The sequence below is a fragment of the Balneola sp. EhC07 genome (genome assembly GCF_001650905.1).
Lineage (GTDB): Bacteria > Bacteroidota > Rhodothermia > Balneolales > Balneolaceae > Balneola.
This window is the reverse complement of the sequence record NZ_LXYG01000019.1, coordinates 99,559-121,740: the sequence shown is the minus strand read 5'-3', so window position 1 is coordinate 121,740 and position 22,182 is coordinate 99,559. Positions and strand designations below refer to the sequence as shown.

The 22,182-nt window shown below is 38.8% G+C and carries 20 protein-coding genes; 6 read left to right on the top strand and 14 right to left on the bottom strand.

Annotated elements, in window-relative coordinates; all coding sequences use genetic code 11:
• Positions 1-13: 13 nt before the first annotated feature.
• From A8B79_RS13790 to A8B79_RS13725, 14 genes are all read right to left on the bottom strand, one after another.
• Positions 14-520, bottom strand: a complete 507-nt coding sequence (locus A8B79_RS13790; RefSeq protein WP_066223780.1) for a DinB family protein — start codon at positions 518-520, stop codon at positions 14-16.
• A 106-nt stretch (positions 521-626) separates the two neighbouring features.
• Entirely contained in the window at positions 627-1,778 is a 1,152-nt protein-coding gene (locus A8B79_RS13785) for a cytochrome-c peroxidase (protein ID WP_066223778.1), read from the bottom strand.
• Between the two features lie 73 nt (positions 1,779-1,851).
• Complete coding sequence (locus A8B79_RS13780; protein WP_066223776.1) at positions 1,852-2,421, bottom strand: uracil-DNA glycosylase family protein; 570 nt, start codon at positions 2,419-2,421, stop codon at positions 1,852-1,854.
• A gap of 636 nt (positions 2,422-3,057) precedes the next feature.
• A complete protein-coding gene (locus A8B79_RS13775; RefSeq protein ID WP_066223774.1) occupies positions 3,058-3,375 on the bottom strand; it encodes an antibiotic biosynthesis monooxygenase family protein in 318 nt (105 codons plus the stop codon).
• 37 nt (positions 3,376-3,412) lie between these two features.
• Positions 3,413-3,949, bottom strand: coding sequence for a peroxiredoxin-like family protein (locus tag A8B79_RS13770; protein WP_066223772.1), 537 nt, complete (start codon positions 3,947-3,949; stop codon positions 3,413-3,415).
• 225 nt (positions 3,950-4,174) lie between these two features.
• Entirely contained in the window at positions 4,175-5,383 is a 1,209-nt protein-coding gene (locus tag A8B79_RS13765) for an acyl-CoA dehydrogenase (RefSeq protein ID WP_066223770.1), read from the bottom strand.
• Positions 5,384-5,504: 121 nt separating this feature from the next.
• Positions 5,505-6,632 (bottom strand): 6-bladed beta-propeller, encoded by a 1,128-nt coding sequence (locus A8B79_RS13760; protein WP_066223768.1) that lies wholly within the window; start codon positions 6,630-6,632, stop codon positions 5,505-5,507.
• A gap of 111 nt (positions 6,633-6,743) precedes the next feature.
• A complete protein-coding gene (locus tag A8B79_RS13755) occupies positions 6,744-7,916 on the bottom strand; it encodes an acyl-CoA dehydrogenase family protein (RefSeq protein ID WP_066223766.1) in 1,173 nt (390 codons plus the stop codon).
• A gap of 195 nt (positions 7,917-8,111) precedes the next feature.
• On the bottom strand, positions 8,112-8,414 hold the full coding sequence (locus A8B79_RS13750) for a ferredoxin family protein (RefSeq protein WP_076782615.1): 303 nt from the start codon (positions 8,412-8,414) through the stop codon (positions 8,112-8,114).
• A 58-nt stretch (positions 8,415-8,472) separates the two neighbouring features.
• Positions 8,473-8,820 carry a four helix bundle protein gene (locus A8B79_RS13745; RefSeq protein WP_066223762.1) on the bottom strand — a complete coding sequence of 116 codons (348 nt, stop codon included), beginning with the start codon at positions 8,818-8,820 and terminating at the stop codon, positions 8,473-8,475.
• 29 nt (positions 8,821-8,849) lie between these two features.
• On the bottom strand, positions 8,850-10,175 hold the full coding sequence (locus A8B79_RS13740) for an FAD-dependent oxidoreductase (RefSeq protein WP_066223760.1): 1,326 nt from the start codon (positions 10,173-10,175) through the stop codon (positions 8,850-8,852).
• A 71-nt stretch (positions 10,176-10,246) separates the two neighbouring features.
• Positions 10,247-11,221 carry an electron transfer flavoprotein subunit alpha/FixB family protein gene (locus A8B79_RS13735; RefSeq protein ID WP_066223758.1) on the bottom strand — a complete coding sequence of 325 codons (975 nt, stop codon included), beginning with the start codon at positions 11,219-11,221 and terminating at the stop codon, positions 10,247-10,249.
• Positions 11,222-11,309: 88 nt separating this feature from the next.
• Positions 11,310-12,080: an electron transfer flavoprotein subunit beta/FixA family protein gene (locus tag A8B79_RS13730; RefSeq protein ID WP_066223754.1), complete on the bottom strand. Its 771-nt coding sequence runs from the start codon at positions 12,078-12,080 to the stop codon at positions 11,310-11,312.
• An 80-nt stretch (positions 12,081-12,160) separates the two neighbouring features.
• Positions 12,161-13,060, bottom strand: a complete 900-nt coding sequence (locus A8B79_RS13725) for a type IX secretion system protein PorD (protein WP_066223752.1) — start codon at positions 13,058-13,060, stop codon at positions 12,161-12,163.
• 46 nt (positions 13,061-13,106) lie between these two features.
• On the opposite strand from A8B79_RS13725, the gene A8B79_RS13720 reads away from it, so the two are divergent.
• From A8B79_RS13720 to cysN, 6 genes are all read left to right on the top strand, one after another.
• A complete protein-coding gene (locus A8B79_RS13720) occupies positions 13,107-13,931 on the top strand; it encodes a hypothetical protein (protein WP_153038446.1) in 825 nt (274 codons plus the stop codon).
• Between the two features lies 1 nt (position 13,932).
• A complete protein-coding gene (locus A8B79_RS13715; RefSeq protein ID WP_066223748.1) occupies positions 13,933-15,990 on the top strand; it encodes a ComEA family DNA-binding protein in 2,058 nt (685 codons plus the stop codon).
• Between the two features lie 62 nt (positions 15,991-16,052).
• Entirely contained in the window at positions 16,053-17,822 is a 1,770-nt protein-coding gene (locus tag A8B79_RS13710) for an SLC13 family permease (protein WP_066223746.1), read from the top strand.
• 12 nt (positions 17,823-17,834) lie between these two features.
• The gene (gene cysQ / locus A8B79_RS13705; RefSeq protein ID WP_066223744.1) at positions 17,835-18,608 is read left to right on the top strand and encodes a 3'(2'),5'-bisphosphate nucleotidase CysQ; all 774 of its coding nucleotides are present in this window, start codon (positions 17,835-17,837) and stop codon (positions 18,606-18,608) included.
• Positions 18,609-18,642: 34 nt separating this feature from the next.
• A complete protein-coding gene (gene cysD, locus A8B79_RS13700; protein WP_066223742.1) occupies positions 18,643-19,551 on the top strand; it encodes a sulfate adenylyltransferase subunit CysD in 909 nt (302 codons plus the stop codon).
• A gap of 48 nt (positions 19,552-19,599) precedes the next feature.
• Complete coding sequence (cysN, locus tag A8B79_RS13695) at positions 19,600-21,486, top strand: sulfate adenylyltransferase subunit CysN (protein WP_066223740.1); 1,887 nt, start codon at positions 19,600-19,602, stop codon at positions 21,484-21,486.
• The last annotated feature ends 696 nt before the right edge of the window (positions 21,487-22,182 follow it).

Genomic DNA, 22,182 nt, shown 5'->3' with positions numbered 1-22,182 from the left:
AAAATTTGGAAATCTATATTTTGCTAAAATTCACAACCAATTCTTTGATCTGATCAATGTGTCTGTTTGTATGAACTATGTTAAAGTGAATCCATTCTCTTCTCGTCATAAAACCAAAGAGAGGATGTTCGAAGCGGGTACAGATTTCATCCGGATCCTGAACTTTTATGAGTTCAACAACCTGAGATCTTGAAGTTTTAAATTTCTCAAGTAACTCGTTTTTATCCTTATCACTGTTCGTTGGGAGAACAACCCCAAAAGCCTGCAATTTTTTGGTTCGATCCCGGAACTGAGATCTTATTTTCTGAATATTTCTTTCCGTGTTTCTTGAAGGATCTTTTTCTGTTGAAGCATTAAATAAACGTGAAGTCCCAAATTCTGAACGAATGATATGCTCTACGTTTTCTGCTGCTGACCAAGTATTCTTATCAGGTTTTTTATTAAAAATATCATCTGAAATGTTTTCAATAAATTTGATGAAAGTCTCAGTATTTGATTGGTACTCTTCAACTAAATTCATGCTCTTCTTTTTTAAATTTTGTTAGCAAGATTAAGTAAATAACAACAAAAAAAATAGGCAACCATTTTCCAATGATCACCTATGCTTGTGGGAAACTTCTATCTCTCTAGTTCTCTTTAAAAGGGGAGCTGTATTTTTCATCAGAAATAAGTTCCTGATCCGTTAATGTTTTCATAAAAGCTACTAAAGCTTCTTTTTCCTGATTTGTAAGATTCAATCTTCTGGGATTATTGGAATTTTGTTGTTCAAGTCTGTTATCTAAAGTCGCGTTGGCTTGAATGCCTGAATTGTAATGTTCAACAACTTCTTCCAAGGTTTCAAACCTTCCATCATGCATATATGGTGCTGTTAGTTCGATGTTGCGCAACGAACCCACTTTGAATTTCCCGTTATCATTTGCATTCCCTGTTACAGCTCCAAGACCCAGATCAGTGAGTACGGCATCTAATCCATTATTTCTGGCTTCATCACCCACAAAAAGATCAGAAGTATGGCATTGAGCGCAATCCCCACGTCCACCAAAAAAGATATCTTTACCCAGATTTTCGAGATCTGAATAGTTTGGAAAATCCTGATCCGGATTATTTACCTGAGCTCTGCCCACATCGTATTTTGATTGATACGAAACAATTGAACGAACAAATTGAGCAAGGGCCTTAGAAATTCGATCAGGAGTAACTTCATCATCTCCATAAACCTGTTCAAATAAAACCGGATAGTAGGCTTGTTGTTCTACTTTAGAAACGAGTTCTGTTAAAGTGAGTCCCATTTCAACTTCATCCTGAATGGGTATCAAAACTTGCTCTTCCAGTGTAGCAGCTCGTTCGTCCCAAAAGAAGTGACCGTTTTCATAATACATGGCATTGGAAATTCCCATTGAATTTCTCCCGGTTAGCCCACCTTCAAAACCGGCACTGAATTGATCCGGATCAGAGAAACCGGATTCCTGCAAATGACAAGAAGAACATGAGATCATATTGTTGGATGAAAGAATCTTATCATAAAAAAGAACACGACCTAAAGTAGCTCCCCAATCAGTCACTCCATTATCATTGGGAGTATTATCCTGTTCGGTATTTGGTTGCAAATCGAAAAAATCAGGTACGTCAATATCAGAATAATTATAAGCGGAAGCGGGAAGATTCAGATATTCGCTGAGTTCGATAGTATCAACGATTTCTTCTTTGGATGAATCAAGTTCTTCGCAGGCTGCGAGTATAAAAATAGAAGAGACAATGATCAGGGAATATTTTTTCATAGCAACGTATTTAGAGAGAATGTTTCCCGTAATACACACTAAATATGGAGTACCCCTAAGAGTTCTTAAAAAACTAAAGTGCGGAAGAAATAATGGATTTCAGTTTTGGGACAAGATCCCTTTCAAACCATTCATTTTTCTTTAACCAGATATTATTTCGCGGAGAAGGATGGGGCAGAGGCATAAACTCAGGCAAGTATTCATCATAATTACGAACGGTTTCGGTGAGTGTTCCTTTCATATTATTCTGCAGATAATATTTCTGAGCATACTGTCCGATCAGAAGGGTAAGCTTTATTTCTTTGATGGAATCGAACAGAGGTTTGTGCCAAAGCGGAGCACATTCAGGCCGGGGAGGGAGGTCACCTGATTTTCCTTTGCCCGGATAACAAAATCCCATTGGAATGATCGCCAGATTCTTAGGGTCGTAAAAGACTTCATCCGTAATTCCCATCCATTCTCTGAGTCTTCTGCCACTGGGATCGTCCCATGGAATTCCGGATTCATGAACAGCTGTTCCGGGAGCCTGACCAATTACAGCAATTTTACTGGTCGGAGATGCGGCAACTATTGGACGCGGACCAAGAGGGAGATCTTTCTCGCATACAGAACAAGCTCGTATTTCCTGAAGGAGTTTTTGCATGAAAGAATATATAAAAATAAACAGGTCATCCTGAACGTGTTTCAGGATCTTAAGAAATGGCTTTTATTCCGACTGGATAAAGATTTTCATTTTTGGTAAGCAAAACCTTACACCTACACCGACCTTTAGAATTATTGGCGAGCCAAGAACGTAATGAAATCGACGGCTCCGGAGGAGCAATCATTACATTCAGGCTGATTTGTGAATATGTATCATATGACCGAAGACCTTTTGTAATGATTAGTCGATGTAATGGAGTTCGCACCAATAATTCTTGTCGGGAGCTTTTGGTACTGGCGCCTGTACTGAGGAAGCTCAGTAGCGGTACAAAAGTACACAGAGCCAGACAACAGAACCCTATAAAAAGGTTTAACTTAGCACAAGGATACCTACTTTTGTCTTGATACAAAAGTAGCAAAAGATCAAGCCGAAGTATTTAAGACGGGTTCACTGATCCTGCGCTGAATAATCCTAAAGGTCTTCGTTCATTCTTAGAAAGTTAGTACACTCTTCACCTGAAAGGATTATTCCTGCTTTGCAGACGCGTCCGGATCATGTTCTCTTTTCCGTCTTAAATACTAAGGGCATATGTTTTTTTGAACAATTCACATTAAAACCATTAATGCTAGAGCCAACTCAATACCTAAAACTATCCGTCACTTCATAGTGCTGAGATCGTTCATCCCAGCGCTTCAACACTTTTTGAGCTACTTCGGGAACATGAGCGACTTCGTAATCTTCACCAACAAACTGTTTGATGTGTTCCAAAGAGTCGAAGTACATTATGGTGATGAATTCAGTTTCATCAGAATGCTCTCGCCGTAAAACCTCGATCTTTCGATAGCCTTCCATCTTATAACCTTCAATCTGAGGAATTACCTGCTCGGTAAGAACTTTGTAATAGGCATCCGCATTTTCGGGAGTTGTCCAGCCATGCCAGATTCGGGCAATCATCTTCTTATATATTTAGGTATTTGAATAAGCCAAAAGCTTAATCTTGTAATTCCATTGCATTCACTTCACCACGGGCAGGATAATCGTTCTCTTGAATAAAGTCTATTGCCCTAAGCATATCTTTAAAAACAGGGCGACCAAATGGCATAGAGTTAATAGCCGAATAATAGAGTTCACCATCTGGGCGTATTAAAAATAATCCCGGTTCTGAAAAAAGCTCCGGCTCATTATCATTTATGGCATTTGAAAGATATAAGCCCCAATTACTTGCTTGTTCTTCTGAGAGGTCATATCCGACTTTAAGCTGATCAACTTCCCATTCTTGAACAGAAGTTCTAGCTCTTTTTTCAGAATCCATGCTCACAGTTACGGTTTCAACTCCGCGTTCCTTAAAATCATCAACTAGCTTGTTTAAAGATTGAGTATATCCTTTACAAACAGGGCAATGCAAACCTCTGTAGAAAACAACCATGGTGAAAGATTTGGGATCTTGTTCACTGAGATTCCATGTATCACCATTTGTAAGTGGGAAACTTAGATCTGGAGTTTGAGTTCTTGGGGTTAAAGTTTTCATAATCAGTAAAAAAATTAATTCACATTAACTATTTACTTAAACAAACCTAACCATGTATAGTTTCGAATGACTTAAAACTATAATCCAAAAGAATTCTAATGGCTAAAATTGTTAATGGGAGCAGGAGCTCCCATTTGGCCTTCCCAAGCAGAGCTTAGAAAGGAGGAAAATTGCTTTAATTACCAAAGAGTTGAATAACTGCTCACGATTAACTAATAACTTTTATCATTCATTTCCCTTTGGAGTAAATGACTGAATCCCGGTAATCTCTCTTCCCAGAATCAAACCATGGATATCGTAAGTACCTTCATAGGTGTTCACGGATTCCAGATTCATTACATGATGGATCACTCGGTAATCACCAACGATTCCGTTTCCGCCGTGCATATCGCGAGAAATGCGTGCAATCTCTAAGGCTCTGCCACAGTTATTTCGTTTAGCAAGTGATGTCATGGAAGGATGATCTCTGCCTTCATCTTTAAGCTTGCCCAAACGGAAAGCCAACATCTGCATATTGGTTATATCTGTGAGCATATTTGCCAGCTTGGTTTGGATCAACTGGTTGGCAGCCAATGGTTTTCCAAACTGCTTGCGATCTAAAGTATATTGACGAGCTCGTTGGTAACAAAATTCAGCGGCGCCAATGGTTCCCCAGGCAATTCCGTAGCGTGCAGAATTCAGACACATGAACGGACCTTTCAATCCTTTGATATCCGGGAATACATTTTCTTCAGGGATGAACACATCATCAAAAACCAACTCACCGGTTTCAGAAGCGCGTAAACTCATTTTGAATTTGGTGTGTGGTGCTGAAAATCCTTCCATTCCTTTTTCAACTAAGAATCCACGAATAACGCCTTCATCATCTTTATTCTCTTTAGCTTTTGCCCAAACAACGGCCACATCAGCAATAGGAGAATTTGTGATCCACATCTTTGCACCGTTCATGATCCAGCCACCATCTGTTTTAACAGCAGTGGTAACCATAGATCCGGGATCTGAGCCATGATCGGGCTCAGTAAGACCAAAGCAACCAATGATCTCTCCGGAAGCCAGCTTAGGTAAAAATCGTTGTTTCTGGTCTTCAGTACCAAAAGTAGAGATCGGATACATCACCAAAGAAGATTGCACACTCATGAAAGAGCGATAACCGGAATCTACTCGTTCCACTTCACGAGCAATTAATCCATAAGCGGTGTAGCTGGCGTCAGAGCCGCCGTATTCTTCAGGAATGGTAACACCGAGTAAACCCATCTCGCCCATTTCTTTGGCGATTTCGCGATCAAAATATTCTTCGGTATTTCCTTTGAGTGCGCGGGGTTCTAATTTACTTTGAGCGTAATCCCGGGCAGTTTCCATGATCAAACGATCTTCTTCGTTCAATTCGGATTCAAAAAGAAGTGCGTCGTCGATATTGAATAGGTTCTTTGCCATGAAGCGTAAAGACTGAGTTTTAAATTATGACTTTATTTTCGCCATAATTTAAAACTCATAATTCAACATTTATAATTATTTCTTCAGGAAAGCGTCTTTTTTAATTTGGCTGTCAAAGGTTTCAATATTCAGCTTTAGAAAGCTTAAACTTTTTTACATGAGGGTAGGGGGAGAAATTTATTGAATATACAAATCCCTCTGAATCAGAGTGAGAGATTAATCCCAGTTCTTGATTTATAAATTCATCTGACTCAATTGAATACAAAAGTTGAAAATTCTGATCATAAATATCAGTTGTATTTCGAAATTCTGCTCTGATATTTTTGCCTGAATTCATGTCTTTCATATACTGGTCCGGGTCATCAATATTAGTTGGCCAGGCAGCTGTTGCTATATAAAATTCATTTCCTGCTTTTAGAATTGGATTCAACCCACCCATACTTCCAATTGCCCTCCCATTATCATTTTGAAAGAAACCTGCTCTCATTATTTTGTCAAAATCTCTGGTTAGTTTTTTAGTTTTAGTGCTGTCAATGTTATAAAAGGAGTAGGAATATTCAGATATACCTGCTACAACCATTTGATCTTCCAAAATGGAAACATTAGAAAACCAACTCATTCCTTGTGGAATATTCAGCTCGCCAGTTAAATCAACAATAAAAGAGGATGAAATACTATCGGGATTATCAGGATTAATGAAAAAGAATTCTTTTGCAAATGAGCCGGATATACTTCTGCTTACAACCATTTTGTTTTCCATAAATCCATGAATGTTAACTCCTTTCAATTTTTCATTATTGACACTTAAGGTTTTCAGGAATTCTCCATTTAAATTAAAAAGATCAATACGAGAACGAGCAATATTGGAGATATAAATCGTCAGTTTTCCATCCCATATCATATTCCAGGCATTTTCAAAATCACCGGGACCCCGACCTTTCGAACCGGTTGCCCACCTTACTTTTCCATTTTTGTCAAAGGAAATTAGTTTTGATAACCGATCATCAAGTACATACAGATTCTGATTATTGTCTGTGAACATTGCAGTGATGCCTCCAATCAATTCTTTGCTCGTGGCGTCCTCACTTCCGAATGTTTGAACTAATTCAAATTCAACAGGAGGGTTTTCTCGCTCTTGCCATATTCCGTATTCAGGATTATAGATTGGGTTTTCTTCAGGTGTATTTTTATCAGAAGAACAGCTTAGTATAAAGCCAGATAGTAGAAATAGAATTAAGAAATTTTTCATAGTAGAACTTAAATATATCACCGATTTTAAGTTCAATATCATAAAATAAGTTCAATAAAAAAAAGCTCATAACTGTTAGGCTATGAGCTTTTATAAAAAGGGTTTCAGAGATTATGCGAGCGTTTTCTTTAACTCTCTGGCAATTACCAATCTTTGAACTTCGGAAGTTCCTTCACCGATGGTCATTAGTTTTGCGTCACGTAAGAATCTTTCCACATGGTATTCTTTGGTGTAACCGTATCCACCATGGATTTGAATGGATTCCAATGCAGCTCGTACAGATAGTTCTGAAGCAAATAACTTAGCCATGGAAGCTTCAACTGTGTAAGGCTTGCCTTTATCTTTTAGAACAGCAGCTCTTAAAACTAGCAATCTTGCTGCGTCGATCTCTGTTGCCATATCCACGATCTTTCCTTCCATGTACTGGAAATTTCCGATAGCAGTTCCAAACTGTTTTCTTTCCATAGAATATTTGAGAGCTTCTTCATAAGCGCCACGAGCTATTCCAACAGAAAGTGCAGCGATACCAACCCGACCGCCATCCAGAACTTTCATCGTGTCGACGAATCCCATTCCTTCTTCTCCTAGGAGATTTTCAGCAGGAACTTTCACGTTTTCGAAAACCACTTCTGTTGTGTCAGATGAATTCATTCCCAACTTATGCATTCCCGGGCCCGGATTCACTCCATCCCATTTTCCTTCTACGATGAATGCACTAATTCCTTTAGTTCCTTTGGATGGATCAGTTTTAGCAAGAACGATGTAAATATCTCCAACAGAACCCTGAGTAATAAAGATCTTGGAACCATTAATGATATAATGATCTCCATCTTTAACTGCAGTTGTTTTCATGCCGGAAGCATCAGAACCAGAACCGGGTTCCGTTAAACACCAGGCTGCTAATTGCTCACCTGAAGTAAGAGCTGGCATATACTTTAGTTTCTGTTCATGAGAACCTGCAACAGCGATATGTCCGGTTCCCAATGAAGTATGAGAAGCTACGGTTAAAGCCAATGAAGCATCCCAACGAGCAATTTCTTCTAATGCTAAGCAAAAACTTACTACATCAAATCCGCCACCACCGTATTGTTCTTCGTGATAGATTCCAAGCATTCCAAGCTCGCCTAATTGTTTAACAATTTCGTGCGGAAATTCTTTGCTGTTATCTCTTTCCATCACAGTGTCTGCGACGTTGCGTTCTACGAATTCTTTTACGCTGTCGCGAATCATTTTTTGGTCTTCAGTGAGGTCAAATGAGAGCTCTCTTTCTAGTACAGTATCCATCTTTTTGAAAAGTCTTTAGTTATTGAAAAATCTTGTTGGAAACGCTTCCATAAAATAACGTTTTTGCGTACCAATTTCGTTTAAGAATGTGTAAAATTTTGAACTAGTGGGATAGTGTTAAGGTGTTATAGTGTTGCGGTTGTACAAAAGTGAATCCGCAACACTATAACACCATCACACCTTAAAACTATATTTTTATCCAAAATTCCAGGTTACGCCACGGCCAATTTCAGGATCTGGAAAATTCCAATCCACAGCACCCTGATCACAGGCATACATACAAGTTCCGCATTCGATGCAGTCTTCGACTTGGAAGTGAACTTTTCCGGCTTCATCCATCGTGTAGCAATTAGCAGGACAAACCCATGTAGTGCATTTGTGAGGACAAGTTGAGTTGCAAATATCTGTATCAACAATGATATGAGGTTTGATCTCAGATTTAGCTTGATTACGGTAACTGACAAGTCCGAGTCGTTCTGGAAGGCTTAGTAGTTTCATGATTCGAAAGTGAAAAGTGAAAAAGGTAAAAGTGAAAAGTAAATGTTGAAAAGTGTTGTCATTGCATCATTTTTGAAAGCGTTGCAAATACTTGGTTCGAAAGATCCGAAAGATGCTCGATATCTTTTTCATTTAGATAATTAAGCGTTAATGCTATTTCAATTTGTGTATCAACCTCAACTAGTGAGGAACGAGCTATTTGAAGAAATCTTTTGCGCTCAGTATCAGATGAACGTGCAGAACCCTCAGCAATGTTTGAAGGTATTGATACAGAAGCTCTTCTTAATTGACTTATTAAACCAAAATTCTCAGAAGAAGGAAAAGTGCTAGTAAGCTTATAGATTTCACTAACCAATTCAATACTGGATTTGTATACATTTAGTTTTTTATGGTTTAGCTTAATCATCTTTTCACCTCTAACTTTTATCTTTTCACTTAAAGTGATTTCCTCGCTTTAAATCCTAATTTCGCTAGTTCCCAGAGGGAAGAATGTCTTTTGATGGCTCCGAGTAACATTTTTTCAGATTTCGGAGTTGGTTCATTTTTGATGCTGAAGAATTGTCTTCCAAAATCACATACCAAGTTTGGCACTTTATTCTGCATCACATCAGTATGTAATAAATGAACAGCATCCTGGAAACCTTTGATATCTTTCATAACATAGCTGTCATCCATCTTTTTGCGGTACTCTTTTAAGGTAGCGGAGGTGTAATCGTTTTTAGCTTTTGCTTCTACAATTGTTTCTGCAGCCAGAATTCCTGATCGCATTGCGTAATCCATTCCCTGAATCGCTTTTCCGGCATTCATCAATAAATTCGCAGCTTCGCCAACTAGTAAGATCCCATCTTTATACAATTCTTTAGGCATCACTCTGGAATCACCGGATGAAACAACATGAGCAGAATATTCCACAACTTCACCGCCTTTGATAGCATCAGCAATGGTAGGGTGTTGTTTGAAATGATTTAGAACATCGTATGGCTTTTGCTTCTTCTCCCGAAGGTCTTTTAATCCTAAAACAAGACCGAGAGAAATGGTATCGCGGTTTGTGTATAAAAACCCACCGCCTTCGATACCGTTTGTAGCCCATCCTACAAATTCGTTACTCATTCCACTCAATCCATTAAGCTGGAAACGATCTTCCAATACTTTCTGATCAAAACGGATGATCTCTTTAATTCCGGTGAGCATATGATCAGCAGGAACGTATTTATCTTGTAAACCAACCTGTCGTGTAAGTAGGTTATTTACACCTTCGGCGATAATTACAGAATCAGCAAAAAACTCATCTTCACCGGTTCTGATACCTACTGCTTTATCATTCTCCATGATCACTTCATCTACTTTAATATCTGTGGCGATAAATGAATCCATGGCAAAATCACTGGCGTCAATAGCTTCCTGAACTTTTCCGGCTAACCAGTTATCAAACTTTGAACGGAGAACAACAACTCCTGTATAAGGCTTTTCGTTGAAGTGTGAAGATTTAAAATCCAAAGAAAATGATGACTGTTCATCCATGAACGTAAGACGGCGATGATTTATAAATCTATCCCAACCTCCGTCTTCCTCTTCCCAATAATTTGGAACGAGTTTATTCAGGTCACTTCCCCAAAGAACTCCACCGGATACATTTTTTGATCCCGGAAATTCTCCTTTTTCGATGAGAAGGAACTTCATGTTATTTCGGGCTAATGTCATTGCAGCGGCAAGGCCGGCAACTCCACCTCCGATTACGATACAGTCAAATTTGTCTTCCATTTTCTATAGTACTGAGTATTGAGCTGTGAGTATTGAGAAACTAATAGCTCAATACTCAAATCTCACTACTATTAACCTTTAATTTTCTTTATTTCTTCGATGAATGGTGGGAGTACTTTGTACAAGTCTCCAACAATTCCGTAATCCGCAACTTCAAAAATCGGTGCGTCCGGATCTTTATTGATCGCTACAATTACCTTACTGTTTGCCATTCCAGCAACGTGTTGAATTGCTCCTGATATACCAACGGCAATATAAAGTTGAGGAGAAACTACTTTTCCTGTTTGACCAATTTGCAAACTTGGATCATATACTCCGGATTCTGTAAGCGCTCTTGAAGCACCAATCCCTGCTTTAAGTACAGAAGCAAGTTCTGAGATCAACGCTTTCCCTTCTTCATCTTTAACCCCTCGACCTGCAGCTACAATAGCCTCAGCTTCGTTCAAGTCAATGGTGTCACCTGAAGCAGAAATGATTTCGCGAAGAGTTGATTTCATTTCAGAATCATCCATGCTGAAATCTACATTTACAACTTCTGCAGATTCAAGCGATTCATTCAGATCGTAAGAACCTGAACGAACGGATACCAAAACCTTCTCAGATTTAGCTTCGGTGTTGTTCATGATCTTGGCTGCCATTACAGGTCGTTTTGCTTTTACTCCGCCATCGATCAATTCGAAGGAAGCAACGTCAGCAATAACTGCAGCGTTTTGATTAGCAGCTAAAGCTCCCAAAACATCTTTGGTGCCCTCTGTGGAAGCAAAAGCAAAAACAGATGGATTTACAGAAGCCATCACTTTAGACAAAGCTTTCAGCAAAGGTGTATTCATGTGGTTTTTGAAGATCGGGTCTTCCACAACATGAACTTTAGAAGCTCCGTACTTTTGAATGCCATCCACAAAAGAAGAAGCGTTTGCATCAATAACAACAGCTTCACATGAAGCGCCTGATGCATCAGCCAATGATTTACAATGTGATAATACTTCCAAAGATGATCGCTTTAATTTTCCGTCTGAAATTGCGATGTATGTTAAAATCGTGCTCATTTAATTCCTTTCAGTCAAATTTTGAATTTTGAGAGATGAATTTTGAATTAATCTATTCAAAATTCAGAATCCATCATTAATAATTTAATTATAGTACGTTTGCTTCAGTATCCAATAACTGAGCAACTTCGCGGGCTACTTCTTCAGCTTCGCCTTCATATTTCTTTCCGGCCTGACGGGCAGGTTTTTCTTCGTATGAAGTTACTTTAGTATCAGCTTGTAATTCAGTTTCATCAATTCCCAAAGATGAAATCTCAACCTGATCGATAGGCTTTCTCTTGGAAGCCATAATTCCTTTCAGATTTGGAATTCTTGGATCGTTCATATCATTTGAACAAGTAACTGCACATGGAGTTGGAAGCTCGATCATTTCCTGACCGCTATCTCCCTGACGTTTAACGACTAAGTTTCCGTTCTCAACCTCAAGGCCAACTGCATTCGTAGTGTATGGAAGACTTAAATGTTCAGCAACCATACTTCCGGTTAATCCTGAATCTGTATCCTGAGATTGTTTACCTAATCCAATCACATCGTATTCTTTATCTTTGAAGAAAGCAGAAAGTATTTTAGCATAACTGGCGGAATCGTATTCTTCATCGCCGGTAGCAAGAATGTGAGTCGCTTTATCAGCTCCCATTGCCAGAGCTTTTCGAATAGTTTCTGAAGCTTTTGCAGGGCCGATACAAACAACTTCAACTTCTCCGCCGTGCTTTTCTTTTAAAACTAAAGCTTCCTCAACCGCAGATGCATCGTAGGCATTTAAAACCATTCGGTCTGCATCCATGATTAGCTCGCCTTCTTTGATCTGAAGTGGTGCGTAAACATCGGGCACCATCTTAATACATATATAAAATTTCATTCTTATGGTTTTGCAATTCGTAGTTATTAATGTAACCGCTTTTTTGGGTCGACAATATACAAAACCAAAAGAAAAGTATTTTAATTCTGTAGGTTAGAATACTCGGTTAAATGCCCCTGATCTGTTTCCAAAAGAATACTGTACGCCTGACGTCTTACCGCTGCTTCAGCTTCTCCGAAAATGCCGGATATTTCTCTGGCTTTGGTGTCAAAGAAAAGGTCGAACAGATAGTTGCTTGTTGCACGGCGTTTAGAGTCTCTAATTAGTGTGAGTGCATCCAGGATTTCTTGTCTTGCCAGCTTAGGGTCATCTGAAAATTGGTCCAAACCAAGTCGGTGATAAGAATAATAAGCAGTACGTAGCGGTTCGTATGAGGCGTTCAACAGATCAGTAACGAGCGTAAATTTATTTCTTCGATTATTTGCGGCTCTTGTCCAACCGGGTGAGGCTGTGGTTTGCGCAAGATCAACTACTTGTTGAGCTTTTCTGAAATATTCAGTTCCGCCCAGTTTTGAGAAACTATCAAAATCGTATCCCAGAATAATATTGATGAAGAAATCCAGAGTCCCGGTAAGGTTATCGAATTGAAGTTCATCATGTATTAAAGTTCGTCCTTCGGGATAATTAAATCGCCACAATTCGTCTGAAAGAATAATGGAAGTTGTTTCTGTGACGGTATTATAAATAGGGCGACGAGCTGTGAATATAACTCTGGATCCGAAATCAAAGTTGGAATTACCACTTTCAATGATCAATTGTACTTGACACTGAATTCTTTCATGCTCTTCAAATTGAGCTTCTGTCCAGTTGTAATCATTGATATACTCTTCAATACGACTTTCAAGTTCAGTCAGATAGGAATATGAATTTCCTTCCAACAAATCATAATTTAAGTTTACCTCACATTCGAATTCTTGCGAAAAAGAAGAGCTTGTTACAAAGCAGAATAATATTAAAAAGTAAAATCTTGGTTTAATCACTTAGTTTTTTCCTTTATATATAACATATTATATCAATTACCACCCAATGATACGAATACGAACATATCTATATAAAATTACTTTTGTTCTAATTTTTGTTAGCACACCCAAAATGGGACTGGCGCAACTTACCATGGGTGCAGATGGCTTAGCTCTGGGACAAGCTACAACAGCTTTACAAAATAATAGTTGGGCGATCTTTTCAAACCCTGCTACCATCAACAATGAAAAAAAGAGTGTTAGTTTTTTTAGTTTAAGAAATTATGGATTCGTTGAATTAACAGATATTGCTGCATCCGGATCTTTCCCAACCTCATATGGTATTGCTGCTTTCGGATTTCACAGGTATGGAGGAGACTTGTTTAATGAAACCAGAATTCGGTTTGGATATGCAAATTCATGGAATAATTTAAAATTTGGTGCTGTATTAAACTACAATCATATTTCGCAAGCTTCTCCATATGGATCCGGTGGCGCATTGGGGATAGATGTAGGAATAACAACCATGTTGACACAAGGACTTTGGCTTGGTGCAAAAGCCACCAATTTAAACCAACCAAGCTATGATTTTGCAGCAAATGAAGAATCTCTTTCCAGAGAATTATCACTTGGTTTAAGTTATGATCTCGATCAAAATGCATTATTCCTTTTTGATATTGTAAAAGATGTCAGGTTCCCGGTTGCCTATCGGGGTGGAATAGAAGTGAAAGTTGTAGAAAATCTAAAAGGAAGGGTTGGAGTAACAACCGAGCCAAATACATATTCATTTGGAATGGGTTATGAAGCAACTCTCTGGGAAGCTAACCTTGTATTTCAGCGACACGAAACGCTCGGATTTAGTCCCGGAATAGGGTTGAATTTCTTTTTCTGAAATGAGTTGGTTAAAAAAAATAGTGTTTCTGATCATAATCGGATGTTGTTCAAGTTTGGTCTACTCCCAGGACAAAGATTCTGCAAAGGTTCAAATTGAAAAGCAGCTGGAAGAAGCCTTAGAAGAACAGGAGACTGAAGAAGGTGAGCTTGCGGGAGAACAACTGGCTCAATTCCTCGAAGAATTGGCAGCAAATCCCGTTAACATAAATTCTGCATCTGTAAACGATCTTCTCCAGATTCCCGGTTTCAATCTTAAACTAGCAAGAGCATTAATTGATTACCGAAAGAAAAACCCCTTCGTAGAGAAAGATGACATTTTAAAAGTTTCAGGAATTGGAAGAGCAACCTACACCAGAATGAGACCTTATATAACAGTTGGGGGAGTTTCGTCGCGATTTCGTGATCTGTATACAAATCCGAACTATTGGTTGGATGGAAATTCATTTGAGTACATCACCAGATATCAACAGGAGCTAGATGATCAAAGAGGCTATGAAATCCCAGATTCTTCAGGAGGGTATTTGGGAAGTCAGGGTAAATATTACCAACGATTTCGAATGTCGAGCAGACATTTATCCATAAATCTTACACAAGAAAAAGACGCCGGTGAAACGCTGAACGGACCAACAGGATTTGATTACACTTCCGGACATATTGCTCTGAAAGAAAACGGGAAATTAAAGGACCTCGTAATTGGGGATTATGCTCTGAATTTTGGTCAAGGGTTAGTTTTATGGACAGGAGGTGCTTTTGGGAAAGGAAGGGAAGTAGTTGGTACAACAAGTAAAAACGAACGTGGGCTCCGGGCGTATGGTTCGGCTCAGGAAACAGATTTTTTTAGAGGTATTGCGGCTACTTATGGTGAAAAGATCGAGACTACGTTTTTTTATTCAGATCGTCCGCGTACTGCATCTGTTATTGAGGGAGATACAACCAGATTTCCTTCCTCGTCGGGCTTTCACAGAACTTTAAATGAAAAAGATAGAAGGAATAATATTGACCAAAAAACATACGGAGGCAGAATCAGAATAGATACTCCGGTAGGTTTATTTGGTGCTACGGGATATCGCACAGAATTCAGCAGCTACATTGACAGGGGAAATGGGCTATCGAGTCTGTACGATTTTGAAGGAAGTAAAAACTCTGTTTTAGGATTTGATTACCGTGGATTGATTGGGAATGTATTGGCTTTTGGGGAGATAGGACAAAGCCATAATGGTGGAAGAGGAGGAATTATTGGGATAGAAAGTCCGATTGGCTTTTCAACGGATTTTACTATGGCATATCGAAATTATGGTCGGGATTTTCAATCTTTTATGGGAGATGGGTTTGGCGAAAGTTCATCCGATCCTCAAAATGAAGAAGGGTTTTATATCGGAATCAGGCATGGGTTAAATGACAAAGTTTCACTTTCAGCTTATGTAGACCAATACAGGTTTGATGCTCCAAGATTAGGAATTGATCAATCGAGCCAAGGGTTTGATGTACTTGGATTGATGGAGGTGGATTTAAATTCAGATCTAAATGGATATGTACTTATCAGGTCAGAAACTAAAGATGATACATTTACAGAAATAAACGAACGTGGAGTTGTGGAAGAATTTATTGGTGAACAGCGAAGATCCAGTATTCGAACACAAATTGAATATCAGTTAAGCAGAAGTGTAAGGCTGAGATCGAGAATAGAATTGGTAGAAAGTCAGGGAGCCAATGAAGACAAAGAATATGGAATGCTTTTGTATCAGGACATCAGAGTTCAGGCATCAAGTAAACTTCAGATCGATGCCAGAGTAACTGTTTTCGATACCGATAGTTTTGATTCCCGTGTATTTCAGTTTGAGAATGATTTACTCTATGTACTCTCAAATACAGCGCTATCTGGTCAAGGTCAAAGAGTATATTTTGTTCTGAACTACGAACCCAATGATTTTCTAGAGATATGGTTTAAGTATTCGTTATCCGTTTTTGAAAACGAAAACTTTGTCAGCAGTGGTTTAAACGAAATTCAAGGAAACAAAAACAGTGATTTTGGAATACAGGCCAGAGTGAAGTTTTGATTAAGAGATTGATTACCGATCGGTTTACTGTTATTCTTGGCAAAATTTAAAGCACTGCAAATATGACTTTTGAAGCTTGGGCGGTAGTTTCGGTATTAATTTTTTGTTTGGTTATGTTAATTTCTACCAAGATATCAGCTGATCTGATCCTTTTTGGTGGGTTAGCACTGTTAGTGATCACCGGAATCGTTCCCACCCCTCTGGCACTTGATGGTTTCTCGAATGAAGGAATGCTCACGGTGGCAGCGCTGTATGTAGTTGCTGCGGGATTAAAAGAAACCGGAGCAATTCAATATGTAGTTCAGAAAGTCATGGGAAATGCTTCTACAGTGAGGGCTTCTCAGCTAAGGATTATGAGCCCTGTAATGGTGATGAGTGCGTTTTTTAACAACACTCCTATTGTAGCTTCTTTTATTCCGGCCTTAGAAAAGTGGAGTAGGAGAACGGGTATTCCGGTATCTAAGGTATTGATTCCTCTAAGCTATGCTGCAATTTTAGGGGGAACATGTACACTAATCGGAACAAGTACGAACCTTATTCTGAATGGATTGCTAATTGAAGAGGCTACAACTCGATCTTTAGGATTATTTGAACCTGCTTTGATCGGGGTTCCATGTGCAATTGCGGGTTTTATCTATTTGTTGATTTTTGGAGATAAATTGCTTCCCAACCGAAGTTCAAGTATCGAAAGTTTTAAGAATACCCGAGAATACACCATCGAAATGATTGTTGAAAAAGATAGTACGATCGTTTCAAAAACCATTGAAGAAGCAGGACTGCGTAACCTTCCCAGTTTGTTTCTAGCGGAAATTATCCGTGATGGAAGATCTATTCCGGCTGTTGCTCCTCACGAAAAACTAAAAACCAATGATCGGTTAATCTTTACAGGAATGGTTAACTCTATTATTGATATTCAGGAATTCGCAGGTTTAAAATTAGCTACTGATCAGGTTTTTAAACTAGATTCCCCAAGACGGGAGAGACAACTTGTTGAAGCAGTGGTCTCTCCGGGTAACCCAATTGTTGGCCGGACGATTAAAGAAGGAGGGTTCAGAGATCGGTATGATGCTGTGGTTTTAGCGGTTTCAAGAAGAGGAGAAAGAGTTTCTAAAAAAATAGGAAATATAAGCTTAAGACAGGGCGATACTTTATTGCTAGAAGCTCACCCTAAATTTATGAAACGATTCAGAAATTCCAATGATTTTTACCTGATAAGTCCCGTTGAAGATTCAACTCCATTAACTTTTGAAGGAGCATGGAGGGCATCATTAGTTCTGTTTGGAATGGTTGGTTTAGCTGGTTTTGGAGTTCTTACGATGTTACAAGCTTCATTTTTAGCAGCTGTTGCAATGATTGTGTTTAATTGCACGAAATATTCAACGGCATTGGAAAATATAGATTGGAGAGTTTTATTAGCAATAGCATCTTCTCTTGGACTAGGAGCAGCATTACAAAATACAGGAGCGGCTTTTGTTTTTGCAGAAGGACTGTTGAGTTTTGCGGGGACTAATCCGTTATTAGCGTTAGCTCTTACATATGTATCTACTTGGCTGTTAACAGAAATGATTACCAATAATGCTGCAGCGGTATTAATCTTTCCAATTGCATTATCATTAGCAACCGAAATGCAACTGGATTTTATCCCATTTGCAATTGCAATTATTATGGGGGCTTCAGCAAGTTTTTCAACGCCCATAGGGTATCAAACTAATTTAATGGTGTACGGTCCGGGCGGGTACAGATATACTGATTACATTAAAATCGGAATACCATTAAATTTAGTAGTGGGAATAATAACTGTAACTTTAATTCCTCTAATTTGGAGCTTTTAAATAAACTACCTAATGATTGAACATATCATAGAAATTGCAAAAGAAGCAGGTCAGGAGATTTTAAAATATTATGATGAAGAAATTGAAGTAAAATCCAAATCTGATGACTCACCTCTTACTAAAGCCGACCTTGCCGCGCATCACCATATTGTAAATGAGCTGAAAAAGCTAACCCCTGAAATACCGATTATTTCTGAAGAGTCCGGAATCCCTGATTTCGATGAGAGAAAAAAGTGGGACAGATTCTGGTTAGTAGATCCTCTGGATGGAACTAAAGAATTCATAAAAAAAAATGGTGAGTTTACAGTTAATATAGCGCTGATAGTTCAGGATAAACCAATGCTTGGTGTGGTATATGTTCCTGCTTTTGACACCCTTTATTACGGAGATAGAAGTTCTGGTTCATTTAAACAAGAAAGTGATAAAAGCCCTGTACAATTGAATACATTGCCATACGATAAATCAGAAAAAGCCAGAATAGTTGTAAGCAGATCACATGGCGATGATTCTACTAAAAGGAAATTAGAAAAGATAGGGATCGAAGTTTCAGAAGAAGTTCCGTCCGGAAGCTCACTTAAATTTTGTTTAGTGGCTGAAGGAAAAGCGGATTTATATCCGAGGCTTGGGCCAACCATGGAGTGGGATACTGCAGCTGCAGACGCAGTGTATAGATATTCGATTGCAGAAGGGGAGAAACCATCTCCTTTATCTTACAATAAAGAAAATTTTAAAAATCCTTATTTCTTATTAGGATTAAATGAAAATATAAACGCAGAAGAACTATAGTAGTCTGCAACTCAAAAAAATTGATTTAAATATCATGAGTGAATTAAATAACACTTCACATCTTAAGCAATTAGAAAACGAAGGTATATACATAATGAGAGAGGTTGCTGCACAATTTGAGCGACCTGTGTTATTATTTTCCGGAGGGAAAGATTCTATTGTAATGTTTCATTTAGCCTTGAAGGCATTTCACCCGGGTCGTATTCCTTTTCCATTAATGCATGTAGATACAGGACATAATTTTAAGGAAACGATCGAATTCAGAGACAAGCTGGTAAAAAAGTATGATGTTGATCTGATAGTTGGAAGTGTACAGGAGTCTATAGATGAGGGGAAAGTTGAGGAAGAAACAGGTCCTGATGCCAGTAGAAATGCCCTGCAAACCGTAACACTTCTGGATACACTAAAGAAACATCAAGTAGATGCAGCTTTAGGTGGAGGAAGAAGAGATGAAGAAAAAGCCAGAGCCAAAGAACGCTTCTTTTCTCATCGTGATGTATTTGGTCAGTGGGATCCAAAGAATCAACGCCCGGAACTTTGGAACTTATATAACGGACGTAAAAGTCAGGGTGAAAATTTCCGCGTTTTCCCTCTTAGTAATTGGACAGAAATGGATGTGTGGCAATATATAGCACAAGAAAATATCGATATACCTTCTCTTTACTTCGCTCATGACCGGAAAGTATTTGACAGACGAGGAGTTTGGTTGGCGGATACTGAATTCGTGAACCGAATGGATGAGGAAAAACTGGTAACTAAAACAGTACGCTTTAGAACAATTGGAGATGCTACATGCACTGGAGCTGTATTATCAGAAGCTTCAGACCTTGAAGAAATTATTCAGGAAGTTGCATCTGCCAGAGAAACAGAAAGGGGCACACGTCATGATGATAAGCGTAGTGAAACGGCTATGGAAGACAGAAAGCGTCAAGGCTATTTCTAACATCCGTCAATCGAACCAGATAAATTTAAAAACACTTTATACAACAGGATGAGTCAACAGATTGAAGAAAACGCTTACTTAAATATGGATCTGCTTAGGTTTACAACAGCAGGAAGCGTAGATGATGGGAAAAGCACATTGATAGGAAGGCTTCTTTACGATTCGAAGTCCATTTTTCAGGACCAGATGGAAGCCATTGAAAAGTCGAGCAAAAGCAGTGGAGAAGAGGAAGTAAATCTTGCATTGCTGACGGATGGGCTTAAAGCAGAAAGAGAGCAAAAGATAACAATTGACGTTGCATACAGATATTTTGCTACACCAAAGCGTAAGTTTATTATTGCCGATACTCCGGGGCACACACAATACACCCGAAATATGGTGACCGGTGCTTCAACAGCAGATTTGGCAATCATTCTTGTAGACGCTTCAAAAGGGTTGTTGACTCAGTCCAGAAGACATGCTTTTATTTCATCATTATTGAGAATCCCGCATCTTGTAGTTGCAGTAAATAAAATGGATCTGGTTGACTACGATGAAAAAGTTTTTGACGAGATCGTAGCTGATTTCAGAAATTTCGCCAAAAAATTAAATGTTACTGACATATCCTATATCCCAATTTCAGCTCTGAAAGGAGATAATGTAGTTGAAAAAGGAGACAGAACGGATTGGTATAAAGGCTCCACCTTACTTCATCATTTAGAAACGGTGAAAGTAGATGCAGCAAAAAATGTTGTGGATTTTCGATTACCTGTTCAATATGTAATTCGTCCTAATCAAAATTTCAGAGGTTTTGCAGGTCAGGTATCGTCAGGTCATGTCCGTCCCGGAGATGAAGTTACAATTTTACCTTCAGGGCTTTCCACAAAAGTTAAAGAAATTGTTACACGTGATGGTAATTTGGAGGCAGCCTTTACAGGTGACTCTGTGACTTTAACCATGGAAGACGAAATTGATATCAGCCGTGGCGATATGATAGTTAGGAAAAATAACGTTCCAACTATTCGAAACAACTTCGAGGCTTATTTATGTTGGATGAACGAGAAGTCTTTAGAGCCCGGTAAACAATACTTGATACAACAAACTACACAAACTGCGAAGGTATTTATTGACGATATCCTTTATCGCATAAATGTAGATAGTTTAAGCCGTGAAGATACGAATAAGCTTGACCTGAATGAGATAGGAAGAGTAAAGATACAAGCCAGTAAACCCATTTTCTTTGATCCGTATCAAATAAATCAGAGAACAGGAAGCTTCATTATTATCGATCCTGCAACTAACGTTACAGTAGGTGCAGGGATGATCAGGGCGGGATCAACTACAGATGGAGAAAAGAGTAGGGCATCTATAAGACAAAAATCACCGAATGTAGTTTGGGAGCCTTGGAATATTCCAAGAGAAGAACGAGAAGAACGAAATGGTCATAAAGCCAAATTACTTTGGTTTACAGGTATTTCAGGTTCCGGGAAAAGTACCATCGCAAAAGCTCTTGAAAAGAAGTTATGGGATGATGGTAAGAAAACAGTGTTATTGGATGGAGATCAGGTACGACATGGTTTAAATGGAGATCTTGGATTCAGTGCTTCTGATAGAAGAGAAAATATTAGACGAGTTGGTGAAGTTGCACGCTTATTCTACGAGCACGGTAATATTGTACTCTGCACATTCGTATCTCCTTTCAACGAAGATCGTGAGGATCTAAAGACACTATTTCCTGAAGGAGAGTTTCAGGTAATTCATGTTGACTGCAGTTCTGAAAAAGCTCAGGACAGAGATCCTAAAGGTTTATATAAGAAAGCAAAAGAAGGAGAGATCATAGGGCTTACAGGATATGATGCAGACTATGAAATTCCTGAAAATCCGACGCTATTGATCGATACAGAAAAATTATCTGTTGATGAAGCTGTTGAAGAATGCATGAAAATTCTCTCTTAAAAGTTTGGTATTCCTTATTAAATTATCCAGCTGACGGACAACCTGTCGGATAGATATTTTTTAGAAGAAAGAGGTTCGCTGAATACAGGAACGCAGATTACACGGACCTCCCCGTTCCATTGCTACATTTTCTGTTCGAGGCAGCTCGCCCCTCCTTGGTTAAGGAGGGGGAATTCTTGAGTTGATTCTAAATTTTATTAACGAGTCCGCCCCTTGTTGAAGGAGCCTGCCTTTGTCGGTAGACAGGGAGACAGAGGAGATCTTTTCTACTTTAATTCAATTTAAGCTCATCCTTATAGATGTCAGATAATTCGTTGACAGTTTTTTGAACAGTAAAACAGTTAGGGTCATCCCGAACTTGTTTCGGGATCTTTGTGGGGGTCGGGGCTTTAATTTTATTTAAGCTGTGCAATCAACGATGTAGTGCGGACTAAAGTCCTTACTGGTGAACTGGAGAAGAATTTTGTTGGTTAGATAACTAGGAATTTATCTCCTGGTTTCTAATATCCATCGAGTAGTTTATAAACGATCATGTACTTTTGGCCGATACTGAGCTTCCTCAGCACAGGCTCCAGTACCAAAAGCTCCCGACAAGAATTAGTAACGCGAACTCCATTACATCGACTAATCATTACAAAAGGTCTCCTTTCGTATGATACATATTCAAGAATCAGCCTGAGTGTAATGATTGCTTCT